The following is an 18,452-nucleotide window of genomic DNA, read 5'->3' as shown; positions in this document are numbered from 1 at the left end:
CTCAATATGGTCTCATTTCTACAGCAGTCTGCCTCTGTGACACAAACAATGTCTTGGTGGCAGAAAAAATTTGCGTCAGTGAATACTCTAGTTGTAGGTGGCATTGTTTGTAGCATGCTAAGCCTCAGCGCATGCCAGACTGCGCCAGATAGCTCAGCTGCGATGAAAACAACACCTATTCAAACAACCCCATCATCACAGCCGCCAGTGACATCGACCACCACTGTGACTCAGGCACCCATCGTTGAAGCAGATGATGAGAACGAATACCCTATTGAGCCTTATACTCCACCCGAAAAGCTCGAGTCGCCGAACCCATTGACCCAAGAAACGCCTGTATTTGAGCCGCCTACTCCAGTGGTGACAGAGCCTAATCTGGGTATTGCCATACCATCGCGCAATGACTATATCATCTCTGAGCCCTCAGCACCGTCACACAATGATCTACTAGAGCAGGCAAGAAAAAACTCACAGCAACGCTCTCAACAATCAGCAAGTAATAACAGTAACTTGCCTGCATTTCGTAACTTGATGCAGGTAGGCGTTAATCAACTGAAATCAGGACAATTAACGAATGCTGAAAACAGCTTTACCCGTGCACAGCGCTTGGCCCCCAAGTCGTCTGCCGTATATTTTTATCTGGCGCAAGTGGCATTGAAAAAGAACCAACCTCGTAAGGCAGAAGCGATGGCACGTCGTGGCCTTAGTGTTTCTAAAAATGCCAGTCGCAGACGAGCGCTGTGGCAAATCATTTTACAATCAGGGCAAGCTCAAGGTAACTCACGCGTCGTTAGTGAAGCAAGACGAGCTTTACGCTAATAACCGCTCACTACAGTTATCATTTATCCAAAACATACATTTATTTTTTTTAGCTTAGGGTTATCGTTATGGCATGGCAACAACTGCATTTACAATGTGAAAAATCAAACGTCGATTTGGCTGAAGCGCTTTTATTAGAAGCTGGCGCACTAGCTATTGCCTTAGATGATGCAGGTGATCAGCCTTTGTTTGAACCACTTCCCGGTGAGTCACCGCTATGGGATGAAGTCATACTGACAGGGCTATTTGATGCCACCACTGATGATGGTAGCCGTCAAGCAGTTGAGCAGCTGAGTCATGAAATTGCCGCACAAGTACAGGCTACTCGTATCTGGCTAACGGCTGTTGATGACAAGGATTGGGAGCGCGAATGGATGAGTAACTACCATCCTATCGAATGCGCTAATGACTTGTGGATTGTGCCAGACTGGCTCACACCGCCCAACCCAGAGGCGACCAATATCATTATGGATCCAGGCTTAGCTTTCGGTACTGGCTATCATGCCACGACTCGTCTTTGTCTTGACTGGTTAACAGAGCAAGACCTGACAGATAAAGTGGTCATCGACTATGGCTGCGGCTCAGGCATCTTGGGTATCGCCGCTCTATTATTAGGTGCACGCCAAGTGTATGCAGTCGATATCGATCCACAAGCTGTACTCGCAACCAATCAAAATGCAGTGCGTAATCATGTCGGTGACCGTCTGCAAGCGTTCTTGCCCGAAGAGTTCACAGATTACTGCTCACAACATGATGTTTTGCCTGTAGAAGTGATTGTCGCCAATATTTTGGCCAAACCCTTAATTGGCTTAGCACCTTACTTTTCGACATTGATTGCATCGAAAGGTCGCATCGTATTGGCAGGTTTAATCGAGTCACAGACTGAACAAGTCATGGAAGCTTATCAACCCTATTTTGCACTCGATCCAAAGCATGCCTTTACCGCGCAAGAGGACCAGCATTGGCAGCGTTTATCTGGTACATTTACTAGCTAGCAACATTTAATTACATCTGTTACGATAGAGGGCAGTCAAACGTCACAGGTTTGGCGCCACTCTGTCGTTGCTCATGATTTATAGAATTTCAAAAAGCATGGTAGCTGTTGGTGAGTGGCTAAGCGGTATAGATAACCATACTTTTTTGGATTCGACCCTATGACCACCCCAATGAAAACCCAGTGCCCTCATTGCCAAGCTTGCTTTAAAGTGCAACAGAATCAACTAAATAAAGCCAATGCTACTATTAACTGTACTCAGTGCCAAAAAAGTTTTTCGGTCAATCAACACCTTATTGTAACCCCTGATACCTCCAACAGCTTCTCCTCTCAACATAATACTGCTACAGCACATCACGAGACTCAATCCAAGCTGAGTAATAGACCTGAAAGCTCCACCAATAGTCGTAATCAAGCATCTAATATATCAAATACTGCAAAGTCCTCACTCCATAAAAAACGTTCAGCTGATATATTGATTCATGATGACTTAATCTATGATGATATGGATATCGATGAGCCAGAAGACAGCATTGTAGAATACGACTCACTAGACAGCATGGATGCTTGGTTGACGCAAGTGAGCGATACCAATGCTGCGACGACAACTGACAACGCGACAAACACACTTTCTAAAACCAATACCGATCGTATTGCAACAGAACATTCCTCAATGACTCAAGAAGTACTGAGCTCAACTGCTGCCAATGATATTCATGCGAGTATCAACGACACAGCTGATGACTCATGGCTAGAAACACTTCTTGAGGAACAAAATAAACGCGAAGCCAAATCAGTAGATAGCACAGATTTATCACAACTACTGATAGATATGGGTGTACCTCTTAGGGAAGAAGAAAATTCTGTTACAGAACGTGCAAACAAGGCGCAAGCACAGTTTGCGCCAACAGCCACAACCCATTCAATTGCATCTATCCTCTGGATACTGGGATGCTTAGTATTAGCACTATTACTTGCCGCGCAGTATGTTATGTTTAACCTAGAGACGTTAGTCAAAAACCCTGCCAATGCGCAGCGCCTCCAAACGGTATGCTCTATTGCGGCATGTAGCTTACCAAGCGCTGATCTGACAGCTTTGACTATTACCAATCCAAGTCATCGATCAAGTCAAATTAAAACCACAGGTACATTTAGCGATATCAGCGCGATATTGAACAACCAAAGCACAAAAGCACAGCTCTATCCAAATATAAAAGTCAGCGTTTATGGGACAGACAATCTCATTGGAGAGTTTATAGCAGCGCCTAACGACTATTTATTGGGTAAGCCAAGCCAGCTAGCTGCTAGTAATAACAGACAACTACTATTTACCATACCCGTTGACAATGCACAAATTCGCGAAATTACGATGACACCACTTTATTGAATGTTATTTTTAGTAATAGAATGAGCCTGACATATCGCTGACTTTAAGATAGCCGTCAATCTGTCAGCGCTAGACGATATTAATTTGATATACTATTATTCTGACATCTTATGGTTTGACTCTTTTTTCATTTCAAGGATATTATCTTATGGCACCTCATGCACAGCATCATGCCCATCATTTTGCTAAGAGCTCTGAGCATCCTGCCGACTATAATAAAGAAGATCATCACCTTGTCGCTCACGATATTGAGTTCCCGTTAGAAAGTGCTGCGAGTAGCGCACAGCAGCCTTTGCGTGTACATGTTGAGCGCGTCGTTCGCCAGTATTTCGCTATGCTAGGTGATGAGATGCCTACCGACTTGTACGAGCTTATCTTAAAGCAAGTCGAAGAGCCTCTATTGTCAGTGGTTCTAGAGAAAACTCGCGGCAATCAAACCAAGTGTGCACAAATCTTAGGCCTCAATCGTGGCACTTTACGCAAAAAACTCAAAACTTACGACTTAATGTAGCACTGCTATATGTGCTCACCCATTATTGCTAATCATCATGCATGGCAATTCAATGTGCATGGCTTTATCTATCGCGATATAGTCTACCGTTGTTGCCATCATCACCTTGCCAGACGTTTACGTCAGGCTTTTTTTATGGAAGATTTTTTATGAGTACAACCCCACTTGCCCTACTCTCGGTCTCTGATAAATCCAATATCGTTGAGTTTGCTCAAGGCCTTATTAAAGCAGGTTTTGGCTTACTCTCTACTGGCGGTACCTATCGATTACTTACAGAAAATAATGTCGCTGTGACGGAAGTGTCTGACTATACGGGCTTTCCTGAGATGATGGATGGCCGTGTTAAGACCCTGCATCCTAAAATTCATGGTGGTATCTTGGGACGTCGTGGTACAGACGATGCTGTCATGAATGAGCACGCAATCGAACGTATTGACTTGGTTGTTGTGAATTTATATCCATTTGCTGAAACGATTGCACGTGCTGACGTGACGATGAACGATGCTATCGAAAATATCGATATTGGTGGCCCTACCATGGTACGATCAGCAGCAAAAAATCATGCCCATGTAGGCATCGTGACCGATCCTGCTGATTATGATCGCGTACTGACTGCTTTAAATGGTGGCACTGAATTGACAACGGCTCTACGTTATGATTTAGCGGTTAAAGCCTTTGAGCATACTGCGCAGTACGATGGTATGATTGCCAACTTCTTAGGCAGCCGTGTCAATGAGACGCAGGAACCAGAAAACTTCCCACGCACATTTAATGTACAACTAGAAAAAGCGCAAGATCTGCGCTATGGCGAAAACCCACATCAAAACGCTGCTTTCTACACTGAAAATCATCCTTTAAAAAGCCAGCAAGCTTCTATTGCAACGGCTAAGCAACTGCAAGGTAAGGCGCTATCATACAATAATATCGCTGATACTGACGCAGCCCTTGAGTGTGTTAAAGCCTTTAGTGCACCAGCTTGCGTTATCGTTAAGCACGCCAATCCTTGCGGTGTCGCGGTAGATAATGACCAAGTAGCTGCTTATCGCACTGCTTTTAGCACCGATCCTGAGTCATCTTTTGGCGGCATTATCGCCTTCAACCGTCCACTGACGCTTGCTGCTGCAAAAGCCATTATCGATAATCAATTTGTAGAAGTCATCATTGCACCCAGCATTGAAGACGGTGTACTTGAAGCGACTGCTACTAAGAAAAACGTACGCGTATTAGTATGTGGTGAACTACCAGCACCAGATCAGCGTGATAGTCAGCTTGATTACAAACGCGTCAATGGCGGCCTACTCGTACAAGAGCAAGACCTTGGTTTGATTACGGCAAACGATCTAAAAATCGTCACTGACGTACAACCAACTGAAGCGCAAGTGGCAGATCTGTTGTTCAGCTGGAACGTGGCAAAATATGTCAAATCGAATGCCATTGTTTATGCGAAAGGTCAACGTACTATCGGTGTTGGTGCAGGTCAAATGAGCCGCGTTAACTCAGCACGTATCGCTGCTATCAAAGCCGAGCATGCTGGACTGGCCACTGAAGGTGCCGTTATGGCCTCAGATGCCTTCTTCCCATTCCGTGATGGCATCGATAATGCTGCTGAAGTAGGTATCTCAGCCATCATTCAGCCAGGTGGCTCTATGCGTGATGATGAGACCATTGCAGCCGCTAATGAGCACGGTATTGCGATGGTATTCACTGGCATGCGTCATTTCCGCCACTAAACAATCATCTATTAGTTTAAGACTGGAATTAGGGCGTGTTGAACATTCGACCATGGCACTGACAGCGACTATTTTTTAGGCGATTCGATGTTAAAAATAATAAGTTTAGTCATTCTAAGCGCTTATTTTTAACGATGAAGCGGCAAAAAAGAGTCCTGTCCCCTGCTTTTATCGTTGGGGCTGATGCTAAAATTGCCCCATACTGCGTTACAAATCTCGCTAAGGCATCTGCATTATCGTCGCTTTGTGCCTTGTCTGGAACCATTTTAGCGATCAGCAGTGCCTATTTGCGAATGTTCAACACGCCCTAGTCGCAGCAATTGTATTTGTTACTGCTCCTAATTTCCAGTCTCTTATAATATTCGTGGTCACTACAGTTAAAGTATTACCAAATAAAAAAAGCCACTGCATCGCTACAGTGGCTTTTTTGCGTTTAATAATTAAGAGTAACCATACAGCGAACGCTTAGCGCCCTTGTGCATTTGCCATGTTGGCTTCGTTAATCTCAACTTGATAGACCATACGTAGATAATCTAAGTAGTCTTGCAGCTGATCTTGACCTAAATTGTCACGAATGATGCTGGCCGTTTGCGCTCTTTGCATATCAGATAGTGGTGACTGCTGCTCAGTCTTGATGCGATCACCAACCAATAGCGTTGCACCTGCTTCAGTCTCACTAGCGAGCGCGACTACGCCATCATTGGCAGCTTGCTTGCTAAAGGCCAATCCACGCTCTTTATCAGTTAGCAACGTTGTTTGACGATTAATCTCACCCAAAGATTGCAAACTTACTGACTGCTTAGCAATATCAGCTGGCGTTTTGATACCAGCAGCGACAGCTTTCGCTTCTTTTAGCGCCAAGGCTGTGGCTTTTTGCTGACGCAATATCTGAGTGATTCTTGGCGTTGCTCTAGATAAGCTCAGTGTGGTCGTAGGACGATAGTTGCTTGGTTGTACCCATACCGTACCGTTACCAACTTCTATACCTGCCGTCACGGCCTGATCTTGAATCGTAAATTCGTCAAAGGCCTGTTTGATCACTGCTGGTTGCGATAATACTGATTTGTTATTTTCTTTACGATAATCTTTGATACGTTTTAGCGTGACATTCTCTTGCTGCGCAATATCTTCGATACTAAAGCCATCTGCTGCCAAATCATTAATCGAGGTTACTTTATCCGCGTAGACTTCTTGACGCTTGTACTCTTTTGCCTTAGCAGTCAGCTCTGCACGCATACTCTCGAGACTTGGAATCTTTTTGCCATTATCTTCGGTGACTGTGAATATCTGATAGCCAAAGCTGGTCTTGATAGGGGCTGTCACATCTCCAACGCTCAAGCCTTCTAGTGCTTTTTCAACAGCATCGGCGTCACCACCAAATACTGACGGATTAAAGCGACCAATGTCACCGCCTGCTTCTCCTGAAGGATCATCCGATTCTGCTTTGGCCACAGCAGCAAAAGACTCGCCTTTAGCCAAGCGAGCTTTAACTTTATCTGCTCTTGCCTTAGCATCATCACCTGTTAACAGTATTTGACTCACTCTACGCTCATCATCAGCAGCCAGACTTTGCTTATACGCTTCGTACTGCTGCTGCAACTCTTCTGTTGTCACATCATCGACTTTGATGGTCTGCGGGCTAAGCTGAATATAAGCCAAGTTGACCATTGCCGCGCTTTTTAGCGTGTCTTTATTGGCATCATAATATGCTTGAATATCATTTTTGCTTAGTTTGACCTGATCAGCATAGTCCTGCCAATCAAAACGATGTACCCAGACGTTACGTGATTCTAGTTGCAAGTCGATCAATTGGCTAACTGCCTGCATTGGATAGACGGCTGTACCAACGATGCTCGCATTCAACTGATCCAAGCTTAACTGATTGCGAAACTCTGCAAACAACTGATTTTTGGTCATGCCACGCTGACGCAAAAAGTTTGCAAACTGATCGTTAGAAAAGTTTCCATCGGCATCTTTGAATATTTCTTCTTCACGCAGCAAACGATTGATCGTGTCATCAGAGACTGTCATACCAAGCTTACCTGCTTGCTGCTCTAGTAATGTACGATCAATCAGACCTTTTAGTACCTGCTCGTGCAGTACGTCTTCATTCAATAAACTGGCATCATCAACTTGCTCTAGTATTTCGCTACGACGGTTATTGACGGCATTCTGATACTCGGACAACCCTACGCTTGCCTCACCCACCTGAGCGATTTGGTTGGGATCAACCCCGCCGCCAAAATAGCTTTCGACACCCAATAGAGCCAGTGGCGATAGGCATAAAATCAATAAAATGCGACCTGGCCAGCTTTTTAAGAAATCGCGCAATTTATCCATAGTTATCTCTGCTTTATTAACCTATATTGATGAAAAACCATTGTAATACTGTTAGGAGCTGTCGAGTGCGACCTGCTAATATCAATGCTATTTAAGCCGGCAATGGTAAGAGGAAGAACGTGTACATTTTATTAGGGAAAACAAGGTTCAGTGACAATACCTTATTTAAACAACGCATCTATCGCGCGCCCTATGATACGTGATTTTTCGTATATACTCAAAATATTCACGTTGTATGAGATAAACTATAGCGACAAAAAAAGCACCTAATATTTAGGTGCTTTTTCGGTGCTTAGCTTATGACATCAGCCAAAGCGACCATCTACCATAGAGCGGTTAGTTCAAACGCTCTTTTAGGTTTTTACCAGCTTTGAAGCTTGGTACTTTGCTTGCAGGGATGCTTAGCTCTTCACCAGTCTTAGGGTTACGGCCAGTACGTGCTTTGCGGTCTTTTACGCTAAAAGTACCGAAACCAACCAAAGAGATGCTATCGCCAGCTTCTAAAGCTTCGCCAACACTTTCCATAACAGCATTCAAAGCATCACCAGCTTGAGTCTTATTTAGACCACTTTTGTCTGCGATGCTATCAATTAATTCTGACTTATTCATAAAATTTCCTTCAAGTTTAAGGGGGTAATAAACGCTCACGCCAAGCATTGTAACGCTCTCGTGGTACTTACGCAATAAAAACTACCTGACTGGCGTATTAACAGGTTTCGCTTTGTTATCGTCTTTATATCAAGGCAGCATAAGGAGTGCAAGCGATTTTACATCTTTTTGTGCCATCAACTACTTATTTGACACCCAATGTTACGCAAAACATCTGCAACCTATATACAGGCAAACTGTCCTCATTCAAACAATGAATCAGCTTATTTGTTTACTCTTTAAAACAGTTGTGAGTTGGTGTCTGTGCATTACCAGTCATAAATTTTAATGTCTTTATCAACTGCTAGATTGTACTGTAATAATTTTACCACTGACAGAAACTAGCGTTACTTTTTATTATAAAGGCGTTACTATAAACAAAATACCACTGCAAATTTCGGGTAAAAATAAACTTAAGTTTATTACATAACTTTGATTTGCTAAATAAAAAAAATGGATTATTTACATGAAGCGTTCTACGTTGTCTCACTCTCTTCTTAATATTATTCTGGTGTTCATCGAGTCGGCGCTGACACTATTGTTACGTTTGGATCCTGAACTACGTAAAGCCGCTTATCCACTTGCCAAGCAAGGTACGGTCGTAGCGTTGCGCTTATATTTGCCTCATGTTGAGGTTTTTGCCACCTTTAGTACCAAAGGTGTACTCTTGGATGCCGAGTTGCCTGTTGGTCGTAGCGAACCTGATGTCGTTATCAATGCTTATAGCATTCAAGTGATTAATGCCATCACCACTCACGATAGAGAGACGACCGAAAAATTACAGATGCGCGGTGAATCTGTTCAAGTACAGCTGGTCAAACAATTTATCATGCAGCTTGGTCTTGGTAGCCTGATTCAGGGTCTGATCAGAAAAATCAAAGGTGGTAAAGGTAAAACCAAGCCATCTGATGCTGAAATGGCGGAAAAGAAAGACCATTATAAAGAGCGTATCAAAGAACAGCAGGCCCAAATCAACACATTAACCATCAAGAACCGCGAACTTGAAACCACAGTTAAAGAGCTACAGAGTAAGCAAAAGACCTTTATGATTGTGACCGTAGTGGCATTGGTCGTCGCGGTAGTCTCGATCATAGCCCTCTTAATGAATTAATTGGTGCTAGATTTGGTTTTATTTAACGGTGCTACCAGTCATAGATAAGTGTGTGACATTTACCATAGGTGTTGCACGCTTAGTGACTATTCATATGGATCACAGTATATGAGTCACACCATATAACTATAATTTGTATTCAGCGCCCCTACATCTGTCGTTTATATATCACATCCCACCTGTTTTCCCATTTATCCCCCCTTTTTAACCACCATTGTTTTTATCAATCATAGCGATAAGCTCGATTAACCATTTAATCACACTTTAATCTTGACCAAATTACTCAGGATTAAGTATAATTGACTTAATCGTTGCACACATCGGGTTAACCATCTGTTGTTTAATAACGATAAGACACAACTTGAACGGATATGATTGACAGCTTTTATATTGATCTATTATTGACTGTATCTATCCCTTTCCAAGATCGTTATTAAATAAAAATGACCTAAAAGTTTGGAGATAACACATGCGTTTAACTACTCGAGGCAGATATGCCGTTACTGCTTTACTAGACTTGGCATTACAGACCAGTCAACAAGAGAGCGCAGTATCTCTATCTGATATCGCTAAACGGCAGTCAATTTCTATCTCCTACCTTGAACAGTTATTCTCCAAGCTACGCAAACGTGGCCTTGTGACCAGTATTCGCGGTGCAGCTGGTGGTTATAACCTAGCCAAGCCATTGAACGAGATAGATGTGATGAGCATCATATCTGCTGTCGATGAATCCGTTAATGCGATGCAGTGTGAAGGACGCGGCGACTGTCAAGGTGGTACAATGTGCCTGACCCATGACCTGTGGTGTGCACTATCAAATCATATTGAACAGTACTTGAAAAATATAACATTAGCGCAATTATTAGATATGGAAAATGTGCAGTCAGTATCAGAACGTCAGCACACCTCTACAAAAGATATTTCCATAAAAGACATCAATACTATTACTCTATCGAACAGCGAGGCAAACCCAGCATGAGCCAACATAACAACCTTATATACTTAGATTATGCCGCCACCACACCAGTTGCAAAATCAGTAGCGGCTAAGATGAGCGAATATCTGACAGTAGATGGCATCTTTGGTAATCCAGCCTCGCGCTCTCACGGCTATGGCTGGCAAGCAGAAGAAGCCGTAGAAACTGCTCGCGGACAAGTGGCTGAAGTCATCAACGCTGATCCACGCGAAATCGTCTTTACTTCTGGTGCAACTGAATCTGACAACCTAGCCATTAAAGGCGCAGCTCACTTTTATCAGTCTCGTGGTAAACACATCATCACCAGCAAAATTGAGCACAAAGCCGTGCTAGATACGTGCCGTGAGCTTGAGCAAGAAGGTTTTGAAATTACGTATCTTGAGCCGCAACCAAGCACAGGGCTTATCTTGCCAGAGCAAGTGAAAGAAGCGCTACGTGAGGATACAATTTTGGTATCACTGATGATGGTAAATAATGAGCTTGGTACGATTACTGATGTTACAGCGATTGGTGAAATCACTCGTGAAGCCGGTGTGGTTTTCCATGTTGATGGCGCACAGTCTGTTGGTAAAGTAAAAATCAATCTTGAAGAGATGAAGATCGATTTGATGAGCTTTTCAGGCCATAAAGCCTATGGTCCTAAAGGTATCGGTGCCTTATTTGTTCGCCGTAAGCCACGTATTCGCCTAAAAGCTGAGCAACACGGCGGTGGTCATGAGCGCGGTATGCGTTCAGGTACATTACCTACGCATCAGATCGTTGGTCTTGGCGCAGCATTTGCTCTAGCCAATGAGAGCTTTGAAGCAGATCATGCCCATGTTGCAAAATTGCGTCAAAAACTCTGGGATGGTCTACAAGATATCGAAGAGATCTACCTAAACGGCGATCTTGAGAACAGCGTACCAAACATTGTGAACATCAGCTTTAACTTTGTTGAAGGCGAGTCATTGATGATGTCGCTAAAAGACTTAGCGGTATCATCAGGGTCAGCCTGTACATCAGCGACGCTTGAGCCATCATATGTACTACGTGCTATCGGTCGCCCAGACGAATTGGCGCATAGCTCAATCCGCTTCAGCTTTGGTCGTTATACGACTGAAGAAGACATCGACACTGTTATCAAGCAACTGCATGAAGCTGTTGATAAACTACGTGCCCTATCGCCACTTTGGGATATGTACCAAGAAGGTGTTGATTTGAATTCAGTCGAATGGGCTGAGCACTAAAATCAAGCACAGACAGTAATACAGCTTCAAATATATTTATTAAACGATTGATCAGACAATTAAAAATCCAGTTTTTATTAACTAAATGTTTGACCCCAATTATCGATGAGTAGTTAGATATTTAAAGTTAATACACGACTACTCATCATCTAACTAGGAGAAAACCTCATGGCCTATAGTGACCAAGTTATTGATCATTACGAAAACCCACGCAACGTTGGTAATCTTGACAAAAACGCCAAAAACGTTGGTACCGGTATGGTCGGTGCCCCAGCCTGTGGCGATGTAATGCGTCTACAAATCCAAGTCGATGATAACGGTATTATCGAAGATGCACGCTTTAAAACTTATGGCTGCGGTTCAGCAATTGCCTCAAGCTCGCTCGTTACTGAGTGGCTAAAAGGCAAAAGCTTGGATCAAGCTGGCGAAATCAAAAATAACGATATCGCTAAAGAACTAGCGTTACCACCAGTAAAAGTGCATTGCTCTGTACTTGCAGAAGATGCCATTAAAGCCGCTATTAGCGACTATAAAGGTAAGCATGGCGTAGCAGCAGCGGCAGAAGAAGCCACTATCTAAGCCAAACCTACTAGCGTCTGCGCTGTGTTTTGTTAGCAATGCTAAAGTAGTAATACATTAAATGGTTACTAACGCTAAAAAGGTGACAATGACACTTATGTAATTGTCACCTTTTATTTTCTAAAAACTATTAGCATATTATTTTGGCAAACTCGTAATTTCGCTTGCCAGTTTACATAGTTTATTTATTGATATTTACGATTAAGAGTCAATGGGAGTTGGCATGATTGAAATGACAGAACGCGCCGCTCAGCATGTTCAAGACTTTTTGGACAATCGCGGCAAAGGTGAAGGTATTCGAGTTGGTATCCGTACAGCGGGTTGCTCAGGCCTTGCTTATGTTTTAGAGTTTGTAGATATACCTGATGAAAATGACACGCGCTATGAAAGCCGCGGCGTTAGCATTTTTATTGATCCTAAAAGTTTGGTCTATTTAGATGGCCTGTTGATGGATTATGAAAAAGAAGGTCTAAACGAAGGTTTCAAGTTCACTAACCCTAACCAAAAAGGTGAATGTGGCTGCGGTGAGTCTTTTACTGTTTAATGGTTCAATCAACTGATTATTCAGTGATTGATGCACCCGTTGTGATTAATCAATACAAAAGATATAAATGCACTAATATATTTGGTAGAAGCACCAGATTAAGACTTTAAAAACAAATAAAAAAGCAAGGCGTAAGATATGACAGATACGATTCCAGAAACACAATTTGATAACTTCTTTGCCCTATTTGAGCAACCTGTACAATTTGAAGTCAATCAAGACAGTCTCGATCAGCATCTACGTCTGCTACAAAAACGCTATCATCCTGATAATGTTGCAAAGAATCTAGCAGATACTAAGCAAGCCAAGCAGCAATCAGAGCAGTATTCTGCCATTATAAATCAAGCGTATCAGACACTAAGTGCACCTGATAGCCGTGCTGGTTACCTACTAGGTATGGCTGATCAAGCGCAAAATCTAGAACACTCCATCGCAGACTTGGATTTTTTAGAAGATGCGATGGAAATGCGTATGGATTTAGATGACGCTATTGTAGGCAAAGACCTTTTAGCCTTGCAGCAGCTACATCCTCAGATTACATCGCGCTTGGCAAGCCAGTCTCAGCGTTTTGAGACTGCTTACCAAGAGCAAGATTGGCCAACGGCGATTGATGCGACACAGAAATTGAAGTTTTTGGTCAAATTGAATGCTGATGTTACAACGGGTCTTGATGACGTCGCCACTGCTGCACATTCAGATGACGATGACCTATACGTCTAGATAGCTGTGCATGCTTAACTGCCAAATCCCTCTATATTGAGAATAAAGAGATAGCGGTTAAGCAGTCTACTGAACATGCCATATTTGCCTCATTACACTTATTCATTTTATCTCTGAGTTATTCTTATGTCTTTAATGCAAATTGCCGAACCCAATCAAAGCGCTCAACCTCATCAACATCGTTTTGGCCTAGGTATTGACCTTGGTACGACACGCTCACTGGTCGCTGTAGTACGTTCAGGCAAGGCGCAAGTCTTAGAAGCAGGCGCAGCATCAGATACCTTGCTGCCTTCTGTGGTTTATTATCCAGCGACAGGTAATCCATCGGTCGGCTATGATGCCCTAGCGCATTTAGCAGACGATCCCAAAAATACGATCGTCTCGGCTAAGCGTTTTATGGGTCGTAGCCAAGCAGATATCAAATTCTCGCATCCTTATGAGTTGTCTGGTAGTACAGATGATATGCCAGCATTTGTCACGGCTCAAGGTGAAGTGTCACCTGTCGAAGTATCAGCGCGTATATTAGCCGCGCTTGAGCAACGTGCAGCGAGCGCACTGCCTGCAGACAGCATTGAGGGTGCCGTCATTACTGTGCCAGCTTATTTTGATGAGGCACAGCGCCAAGCCACTAAAGATGCTGCGCAAGCGGCTGGTATCAACGTACTTCGTCTATTGAATGAACCAACGGCGGCGGCGGTCGCTTATGGTCTTGACCAATCATCAGAAGACAACAATAAAGAAAATTACTATCTTATTTATGATTTGGGCGGCGGTACTTTTGATGTATCTATTCTGAAGTTGAATGATGGTGTCTTTGAAGTATTGGCAACTGGCGGTAATAGCGCACTGGGCGGCGATGATATTGATCGTCTGATTACCAACTGGATTATTAAACAGTTAAATATAGATCCAAAAGACGTAAGCCTGCATAACAAATCAGTACTCGCACAAGAAGCTAAAGCTTACAAGCAAGCGCTGACTGATGCTGAGCAATTGGATATCAATGTCACTGTCAACGGACAAACCTATCAAGGTGTATTGCGCCGTGAAGACATCCTTAATATCGTAGAGCCTGTTAGTCGTCGCACGTTAAGCGTATGTGAACAAGTCCTGCGTGATGCCAAGCTGACTGCCACAGATTTAGACGAAGTGATCTTAGTAGGCGGCTCAACGCGTATGCCTGCCATACAACAAGTCGTGACTGAATTTTTTGCCAAGCAGCCTCTTTGCCGTCTGAATCCAGATGAGGTTGTTGCCTTAGGCGCTGCTCAAACTGCTCACCAACTGGTGAATGGTGATAGTAACAACAATTTGTTGTTATTGGACGTAACGCCATTATCATTAGGTCTTGAGACCATGGGTGGTTTGGTTGAAGTACTCATCCCACGCAACACGCCTATCCCTGTCAAAAAACGTCAAGTGTTTACCACCTATCAAGATGGTCAAACAGGCATGGTGATACACGTCGTGCAAGGTGAGCGCGAAACAGTAGAAAACTGTCGCTCGCTTGGCCGCTTTGAGCTGTACGGTATTCCGCCAATGAAAGCTGGGTTTGCTCGTATCGAGGTCACCTTTAGCATCGATGCCAATGGTCAGCTGACTGTTAGTGCACAAGAAACCACGACCAAAACAGAAAGCAAGATCGAGATCGTGCCTTCTTATGGTTTGTCTGATGAGCAAAAAGAGCAGTTGCTTGTTGCCGGATTTAAACATGCAGAGGAAGATAAAAACGCACGCTCTTTAATCGAAACAAAAGTAGAAGCCGAGCGTGAAGTGTTGGCTCTAGAATCTGCACTCAATGAGTTTGCAGCACTGCTTTCTTCTGATGAGCAGCACACTTTAGCGGAGCATATACAAGCCCTGCGTTCTGCTCTTAGCACTAATGACTTGGCACTTATCGAAGCACAGCAAGCACAGCTTAAGCCGCATAGTGATGCCTTTGCTGCTCGCATTATGAACCAAAGCGTTCAAACCAGCATGGCAGGTACCAGCGCACAAGATTGGTAAAATCCATACTCAAAATGATAGCTTAGTTATGATACTAAGCTACTTTCTCTTATTTTTTAGATTGATTAGCATTGGACAAATAATTTATGCCAAAAGTTACCGTACTACCCCATCACGAAATCTGCCCAGAGGGCGCAGAAGTTGAGCTACAAGCTGGTCAGAATTTGTGCAAAGCGTTATTAGAAAAAGGCATCAAAATCGAGCATGCCTGTGAGATGTCAAAAGCTTGTACTACTTGTCACGTTGTCGTACGCAAAGGGTTCAATAGTCTAGATGAGATGGATGATGTAGAAGCTGATCTACTTGATCGTGCTTGGGGCTTAGAGCCTGACTCACGTCTGTCTTGTCAGGTCATGCTTGATGATGAAGATCTAACCATCGAGGTTCCAAAATACACATTGAATCATGCAAAAGAAAATCATTAATATGATCAGTACAAACTACTTATAAGTTACAAAAAAGCCAGCTATTAAAATATAATAGCTGGCTTTTTTTATACTCAATATTTCACGATATGACTTCCCAAATCATGACTTTTTGTTAGCACTATGACGTTTGCTTTCTTCAGCGATGCTCTGTGCCAATTTTTCTTCTTCTTGTTCGATACGCTCAAGCGCAAAGTTTAGACGACTCCTGATATCTTGATAGTCATTGTCTTTCATGTCTTTAAAATTTAGATGCAAGTTAAACCCTGGCAAGGTGTGATCTACCCATTTAGACAAATGACCTTTATTAGCATCAGGGTCAAGTACTTGCCATGCATTTACCTTGTCATCAAAGCCTTTTAGCTGAAGCGCTCCAACATGTTGACACTCATAGTTATGGCAAACATAATCATAAGTGCTTTCACTGACCAATATCTCATCTTTGCCAGCATTCGATTCGAGTCTTGACGCCAGATTAGCCTCTTTACCAATCAGTGTGTAACTAAGACGATTGTTGCTACCAAAATTGCCCACGTGGCAATAACCAGTTGTGATACCAATACGTATATATAACCCCTCAAACCCCATCAGCCGCCATTTTTGACGCAATGTACGCATCTCGCGGCGCATATCTATCGCCATTGCCACACAATCCAGAGCATCTTGACGTGAGCCACGGCTATTAGGCTCACCGAAGAAGCACACCATGCCATCACCAATAAATTTATCAAGTACGGCACCATGTCTGTCAGCAATTAACGTCATGCAATGCATATAAGTGTTCAAAATATCAGCCACGTTGTCAGCACTCAGACTATCAGACAGATCGGTAAAGCCCACAATATCTGAAAACATAATAGTCAGCTTGACACGTTTATTCGACACACTAACAGGGCTATCAGATCTAACAATTGGCTCCCAGATTTGCGGCGGTACAAAGCGAGTCAACTTATTGATGACCGACACCATGGTACTCAAACGTCCTCCGGCTTTAGAGGCACTTTCTTTATAACCAATATACTCTTGATACGTACTGCGAAACTGATACAAAATAACCATTATGCTTGCTAGCAATACGGTGGGAGGCACCCAACCTTCATTACAGTTCAATCCTTCGTTGTCTAGTATTGTACTGACATAATAAAATACAATAGATGTCACCAATGCTACAGTAAATAATCTTAGACCGTTATCGACACCACTGACGATCATACGTACGCCGATTAAGGCTACCAAACTGAGCGATATCACCGTACAAAACTGTATTGACCCAATAACGACCGCAAATAAAATAACGACCATATTAGACGTCCAAAGACTGGTTTGGCGTCGATAGTTATAAATCAGAATCATCAGGCTAGGTAGTAGAACGACAACCAATAATGCCATTGAGGTAGGACGAAAATTGTAATGCGGGGCGAGTAATATGACAGTAAGAATTAAAACAAAAACTTCTGGATAGTCGAATTGATAGATTCCACTACCTTTTGACAATAGTTTTGGCTTTAACATCCCTATAAAAGGCATATTGAATTTCACTTAAATGAGATAAGCTATCAGAGAGATAAAGATATATAAGAACAACACACGCAAATTACCTATCTTAATGATAAATAATTACAAAAATATATTATACTTTCTAAATTAAATGAAACCTAGGTCAGTGGTAGCTAAAAAAATACCATCTATCATTTATCAAGATAACAAATCTTCTGGATAAACAACTGATAATGTTTGATTATTACAAAAAAAGCCAGATATGACGAATATCTGGCTTTTTTCTGTCGCAATAGTTTATGAGAGAGGCTTCATAAATAATGCTTTATAGATGAGGTAAAGCAATCCAAAGTTAAAAACGGATTACATCTGCCAATCAAAAGGCATTTGATGATGACCACGTAGCGCCATCATTAACGTCTGCTGCATTTGTGCCAAGACTTCTTTGGTATAAGGAACCGCAGGAACTCCCCATACTGGATTTGGCCATTGCATATCATTTTGATAACGAACAATATGATGAAAATGAAGCTGCGGGACTTGATTACCAAGCGCGGCCACATTCATTTTATCTGCTTGAAAGGTTTTGGCTAGCTGACTCGATAACCAGCTTGACTCACGCAAGAACTGCGTTTGGTCTGCCTCAGACAACTCGTAAAGCTCTTTGATACCCGATACGCGCGGTACTAATATCAGCCAAGGGAATTGACAGTCATTGATCAAACGACAAGTAGATAATGGAAAATCACCCACTAAGAAACTATCAGCAGCAAGTTTATGATGAAGTTGGAACATAATGACGGTTCTCTTGTTGTTTAATGCAAATAAAAGTACGTAAAAAATATCGAAGAAGAAGCAATCCGGTTATTTTATCAGTTATCCCTGCGATAAAATAGCACCATACACTATTGCATTTGTGTTGATTGTCTTAGAAACCC

Annotated in this window: 17 protein-coding genes; 13 read left to right on the top strand and 4 right to left on the bottom strand. The window is 42.7% G+C overall.

What is annotated here, in order from left to right; genetic code table 11:
• The first annotated feature begins 6 nt into the window (after positions 1 to 6).
• From HL061_RS12850 to purH, 5 genes are all read left to right on the top strand, one after another.
• Positions 7 to 819: a tetratricopeptide repeat protein gene (locus HL061_RS12850; protein WP_071003527.1), complete on the top strand. Its 813-nt coding sequence runs from the start codon at positions 7 to 9 to the stop codon at positions 817 to 819.
• Positions 820 to 887: 68 nt separating this feature from the next.
• Positions 888 to 1,814 carry a 50S ribosomal protein L11 methyltransferase gene (gene prmA, locus HL061_RS12845; protein ID WP_071003526.1) on the top strand — a complete coding sequence of 309 codons (927 nt, stop codon included), beginning with the start codon at positions 888 to 890 and terminating at the stop codon, positions 1,812 to 1,814.
• Between the two features lie 159 nt (positions 1,815 to 1,973).
• The gene (locus HL061_RS12840) at positions 1,974 to 3,200 is read left to right on the top strand and encodes a DUF3426 domain-containing protein (RefSeq protein WP_093068918.1); all 1,227 of its coding nucleotides are present in this window, start codon (positions 1,974 to 1,976) and stop codon (positions 3,198 to 3,200) included.
• A 247-nt stretch (positions 3,201 to 3,447) separates the two neighbouring features.
• Positions 3,448 to 3,711 carry a DNA-binding transcriptional regulator Fis gene (gene fis / locus HL061_RS12835; protein WP_227674247.1) on the top strand — a complete coding sequence of 88 codons (264 nt, stop codon included), beginning with the start codon at positions 3,448 to 3,450 and terminating at the stop codon, positions 3,709 to 3,711.
• A gap of 149 nt (positions 3,712 to 3,860) precedes the next feature.
• Positions 3,861 to 5,441 (top strand): bifunctional phosphoribosylaminoimidazolecarboxamide formyltransferase/IMP cyclohydrolase, encoded by a 1,581-nt coding sequence (purH, locus tag HL061_RS12830; protein WP_093068915.1) that lies wholly within the window; start codon positions 3,861 to 3,863, stop codon positions 5,439 to 5,441.
• A gap of 465 nt (positions 5,442 to 5,906) precedes the next feature.
• Here purH and HL061_RS12825 read toward each other — a convergent pair whose 3' ends face one another.
• Together HL061_RS12825 and HL061_RS12820 are read right to left on the bottom strand one after the other, a co-directional pair.
• Positions 5,907 to 7,781 (bottom strand): SurA N-terminal domain-containing protein, encoded by a 1,875-nt coding sequence (locus HL061_RS12825; protein WP_093068913.1) that lies wholly within the window; start codon positions 7,779 to 7,781, stop codon positions 5,907 to 5,909.
• 336 nt (positions 7,782 to 8,117) lie between these two features.
• Positions 8,118 to 8,438, bottom strand: a complete 321-nt coding sequence (locus tag HL061_RS12820; protein WP_161808411.1) for an HU family DNA-binding protein — start codon at positions 8,436 to 8,438, stop codon at positions 8,118 to 8,120.
• Positions 8,439 to 8,895: 457 nt separating this feature from the next.
• On the opposite strand from HL061_RS12820, the gene HL061_RS12815 reads away from it, so the two are divergent.
• The 8 genes from HL061_RS12815 (at position 8,896) to fdx (ending at position 16,017) form a co-directional block, all read left to right on the top strand.
• Positions 8,896 to 9,540 (top strand): hypothetical protein, encoded by a 645-nt coding sequence (locus HL061_RS12815; protein ID WP_071003522.1) that lies wholly within the window; start codon positions 8,896 to 8,898, stop codon positions 9,538 to 9,540.
• Between the two features lie 469 nt (positions 9,541 to 10,009).
• On the top strand, positions 10,010 to 10,519 hold the full coding sequence (locus HL061_RS12810; protein WP_071003521.1) for an Rrf2 family transcriptional regulator: 510 nt from the start codon (positions 10,010 to 10,012) through the stop codon (positions 10,517 to 10,519).
• Positions 10,516 to 11,742, top strand: a complete 1,227-nt coding sequence (locus HL061_RS12805) for an IscS subfamily cysteine desulfurase (protein ID WP_071003520.1) — start codon at positions 10,516 to 10,518, stop codon at positions 11,740 to 11,742. Before HL061_RS12810 ends, HL061_RS12805 begins: the two co-directional genes overlap by 4 nt.
• Positions 11,743 to 11,910: 168 nt before the next feature.
• Positions 11,911 to 12,321 carry a Fe-S cluster assembly scaffold IscU gene (iscU, locus tag HL061_RS12800; protein ID WP_058024183.1) on the top strand — a complete coding sequence of 137 codons (411 nt, stop codon included), beginning with the start codon at positions 11,911 to 11,913 and terminating at the stop codon, positions 12,319 to 12,321.
• A 223-nt stretch (positions 12,322 to 12,544) separates the two neighbouring features.
• Entirely contained in the window at positions 12,545 to 12,865 is a 321-nt protein-coding gene (gene iscA / locus HL061_RS12795; protein WP_071003519.1) for an iron-sulfur cluster assembly protein IscA, read from the top strand.
• Between the two features lie 138 nt (positions 12,866 to 13,003).
• Positions 13,004 to 13,585, top strand: a complete 582-nt coding sequence (gene hscB / locus HL061_RS12790; protein ID WP_252962912.1) for a Fe-S protein assembly co-chaperone HscB — start codon at positions 13,004 to 13,006, stop codon at positions 13,583 to 13,585.
• 126 nt (positions 13,586 to 13,711) lie between these two features.
• A complete protein-coding gene (gene hscA, locus HL061_RS12785) occupies positions 13,712 to 15,592 on the top strand; it encodes a Fe-S protein assembly chaperone HscA (RefSeq protein ID WP_071003517.1) in 1,881 nt (626 codons plus the stop codon).
• 86 nt (positions 15,593 to 15,678) lie between these two features.
• Complete coding sequence (gene fdx / locus HL061_RS12780) at positions 15,679 to 16,017, top strand: ISC system 2Fe-2S type ferredoxin (RefSeq protein WP_058024187.1); 339 nt, start codon at positions 15,679 to 15,681, stop codon at positions 16,015 to 16,017.
• A 102-nt stretch (positions 16,018 to 16,119) separates the two neighbouring features.
• Here fdx and HL061_RS12775 read toward each other — a convergent pair whose 3' ends face one another.
• Both HL061_RS12775 and HL061_RS12770 read right to left on the bottom strand, forming a co-directional pair.
• A complete protein-coding gene (locus tag HL061_RS12775; protein WP_252962911.1) occupies positions 16,120 to 17,406 on the bottom strand; it encodes an adenylate/guanylate cyclase domain-containing protein in 1,287 nt (428 codons plus the stop codon).
• A 471-nt stretch (positions 17,407 to 17,877) separates the two neighbouring features.
• A complete protein-coding gene (locus tag HL061_RS12770) occupies positions 17,878 to 18,309 on the bottom strand; it encodes an HIT family protein (protein WP_057759208.1) in 432 nt (143 codons plus the stop codon).
• Between the last annotated feature and the right edge of the window lie 143 nt (positions 18,310 to 18,452).

It is taken from the genome of Psychrobacter sp. PSP, from assembly GCF_024085615.1.
GTDB lineage: Bacteria > Pseudomonadota > Gammaproteobacteria > Pseudomonadales > Moraxellaceae > Psychrobacter > Psychrobacter pacificensis.
This window is presented reverse-complemented; position numbering and strand designations above follow the sequence as displayed.

What these genes read in the sequence shown, in the direction of transcription:
- HL061_RS12805 (WP_071003520.1), top strand. Translation starts at nt 10,516, where the DNA reads ATGAGCCAACATAACAACCTTATATACTTAGATTATGCCGCCACCACA.
- HL061_RS12825 (WP_093068913.1), bottom strand. Translation starts at nt 7,781, where the DNA reads ATGGATAAATTGCGCGATTTCTTAAAAAGCTGGCCAGGTCGCATTTTA.
- HL061_RS12815 (WP_071003522.1), top strand. Translation starts at nt 8,896, where the DNA reads ATGAAGCGTTCTACGTTGTCTCACTCTCTTCTTAATATTATTCTGGTG.
- HL061_RS12840 (WP_093068918.1), top strand. Translation starts at nt 1,974, where the DNA reads ATGACCACCCCAATGAAAACCCAGTGCCCTCATTGCCAAGCTTGCTTT.
- HL061_RS12810 (WP_071003521.1), top strand. Translation starts at nt 10,010, where the DNA reads ATGCGTTTAACTACTCGAGGCAGATATGCCGTTACTGCTTTACTAGAC.
- HL061_RS12850 (WP_071003527.1), top strand. Translation starts at nt 7, where the DNA reads ATGGTCTCATTTCTACAGCAGTCTGCCTCTGTGACACAAACAATGTCT.
- HL061_RS12770 (WP_057759208.1), bottom strand. Translation starts at nt 18,309, where the DNA reads ATGTTCCAACTTCATCATAAACTTGCTGCTGATAGTTTCTTAGTGGGT.
- prmA (WP_071003526.1), top strand. Translation starts at nt 888, where the DNA reads ATGGCATGGCAACAACTGCATTTACAATGTGAAAAATCAAACGTCGAT.
- fdx (WP_058024187.1), top strand. Translation starts at nt 15,679, where the DNA reads ATGCCAAAAGTTACCGTACTACCCCATCACGAAATCTGCCCAGAGGGC.
- purH (WP_093068915.1), top strand. Translation starts at nt 3,861, where the DNA reads ATGAGTACAACCCCACTTGCCCTACTCTCGGTCTCTGATAAATCCAAT.
- hscA (WP_071003517.1), top strand. Translation starts at nt 13,712, where the DNA reads ATGTCTTTAATGCAAATTGCCGAACCCAATCAAAGCGCTCAACCTCAT.
- iscA (WP_071003519.1), top strand. Translation starts at nt 12,545, where the DNA reads ATGATTGAAATGACAGAACGCGCCGCTCAGCATGTTCAAGACTTTTTG.
- HL061_RS12820 (WP_161808411.1), bottom strand. Translation starts at nt 8,438, where the DNA reads ATGCTTGGCGTGAGCGTTTATTACCCCCTTAAACTTGAAGGAAATTTT.
- HL061_RS12775 (WP_252962911.1), bottom strand. Translation starts at nt 17,406, where the DNA reads ATGGCATTATTGGTTGTCGTTCTACTACCTAGCCTGATGATTCTGATT.
- iscU (WP_058024183.1), top strand. Translation starts at nt 11,911, where the DNA reads ATGGCCTATAGTGACCAAGTTATTGATCATTACGAAAACCCACGCAAC.
- hscB (WP_252962912.1), top strand. Translation starts at nt 13,004, where the DNA reads ATGACAGATACGATTCCAGAAACACAATTTGATAACTTCTTTGCCCTA.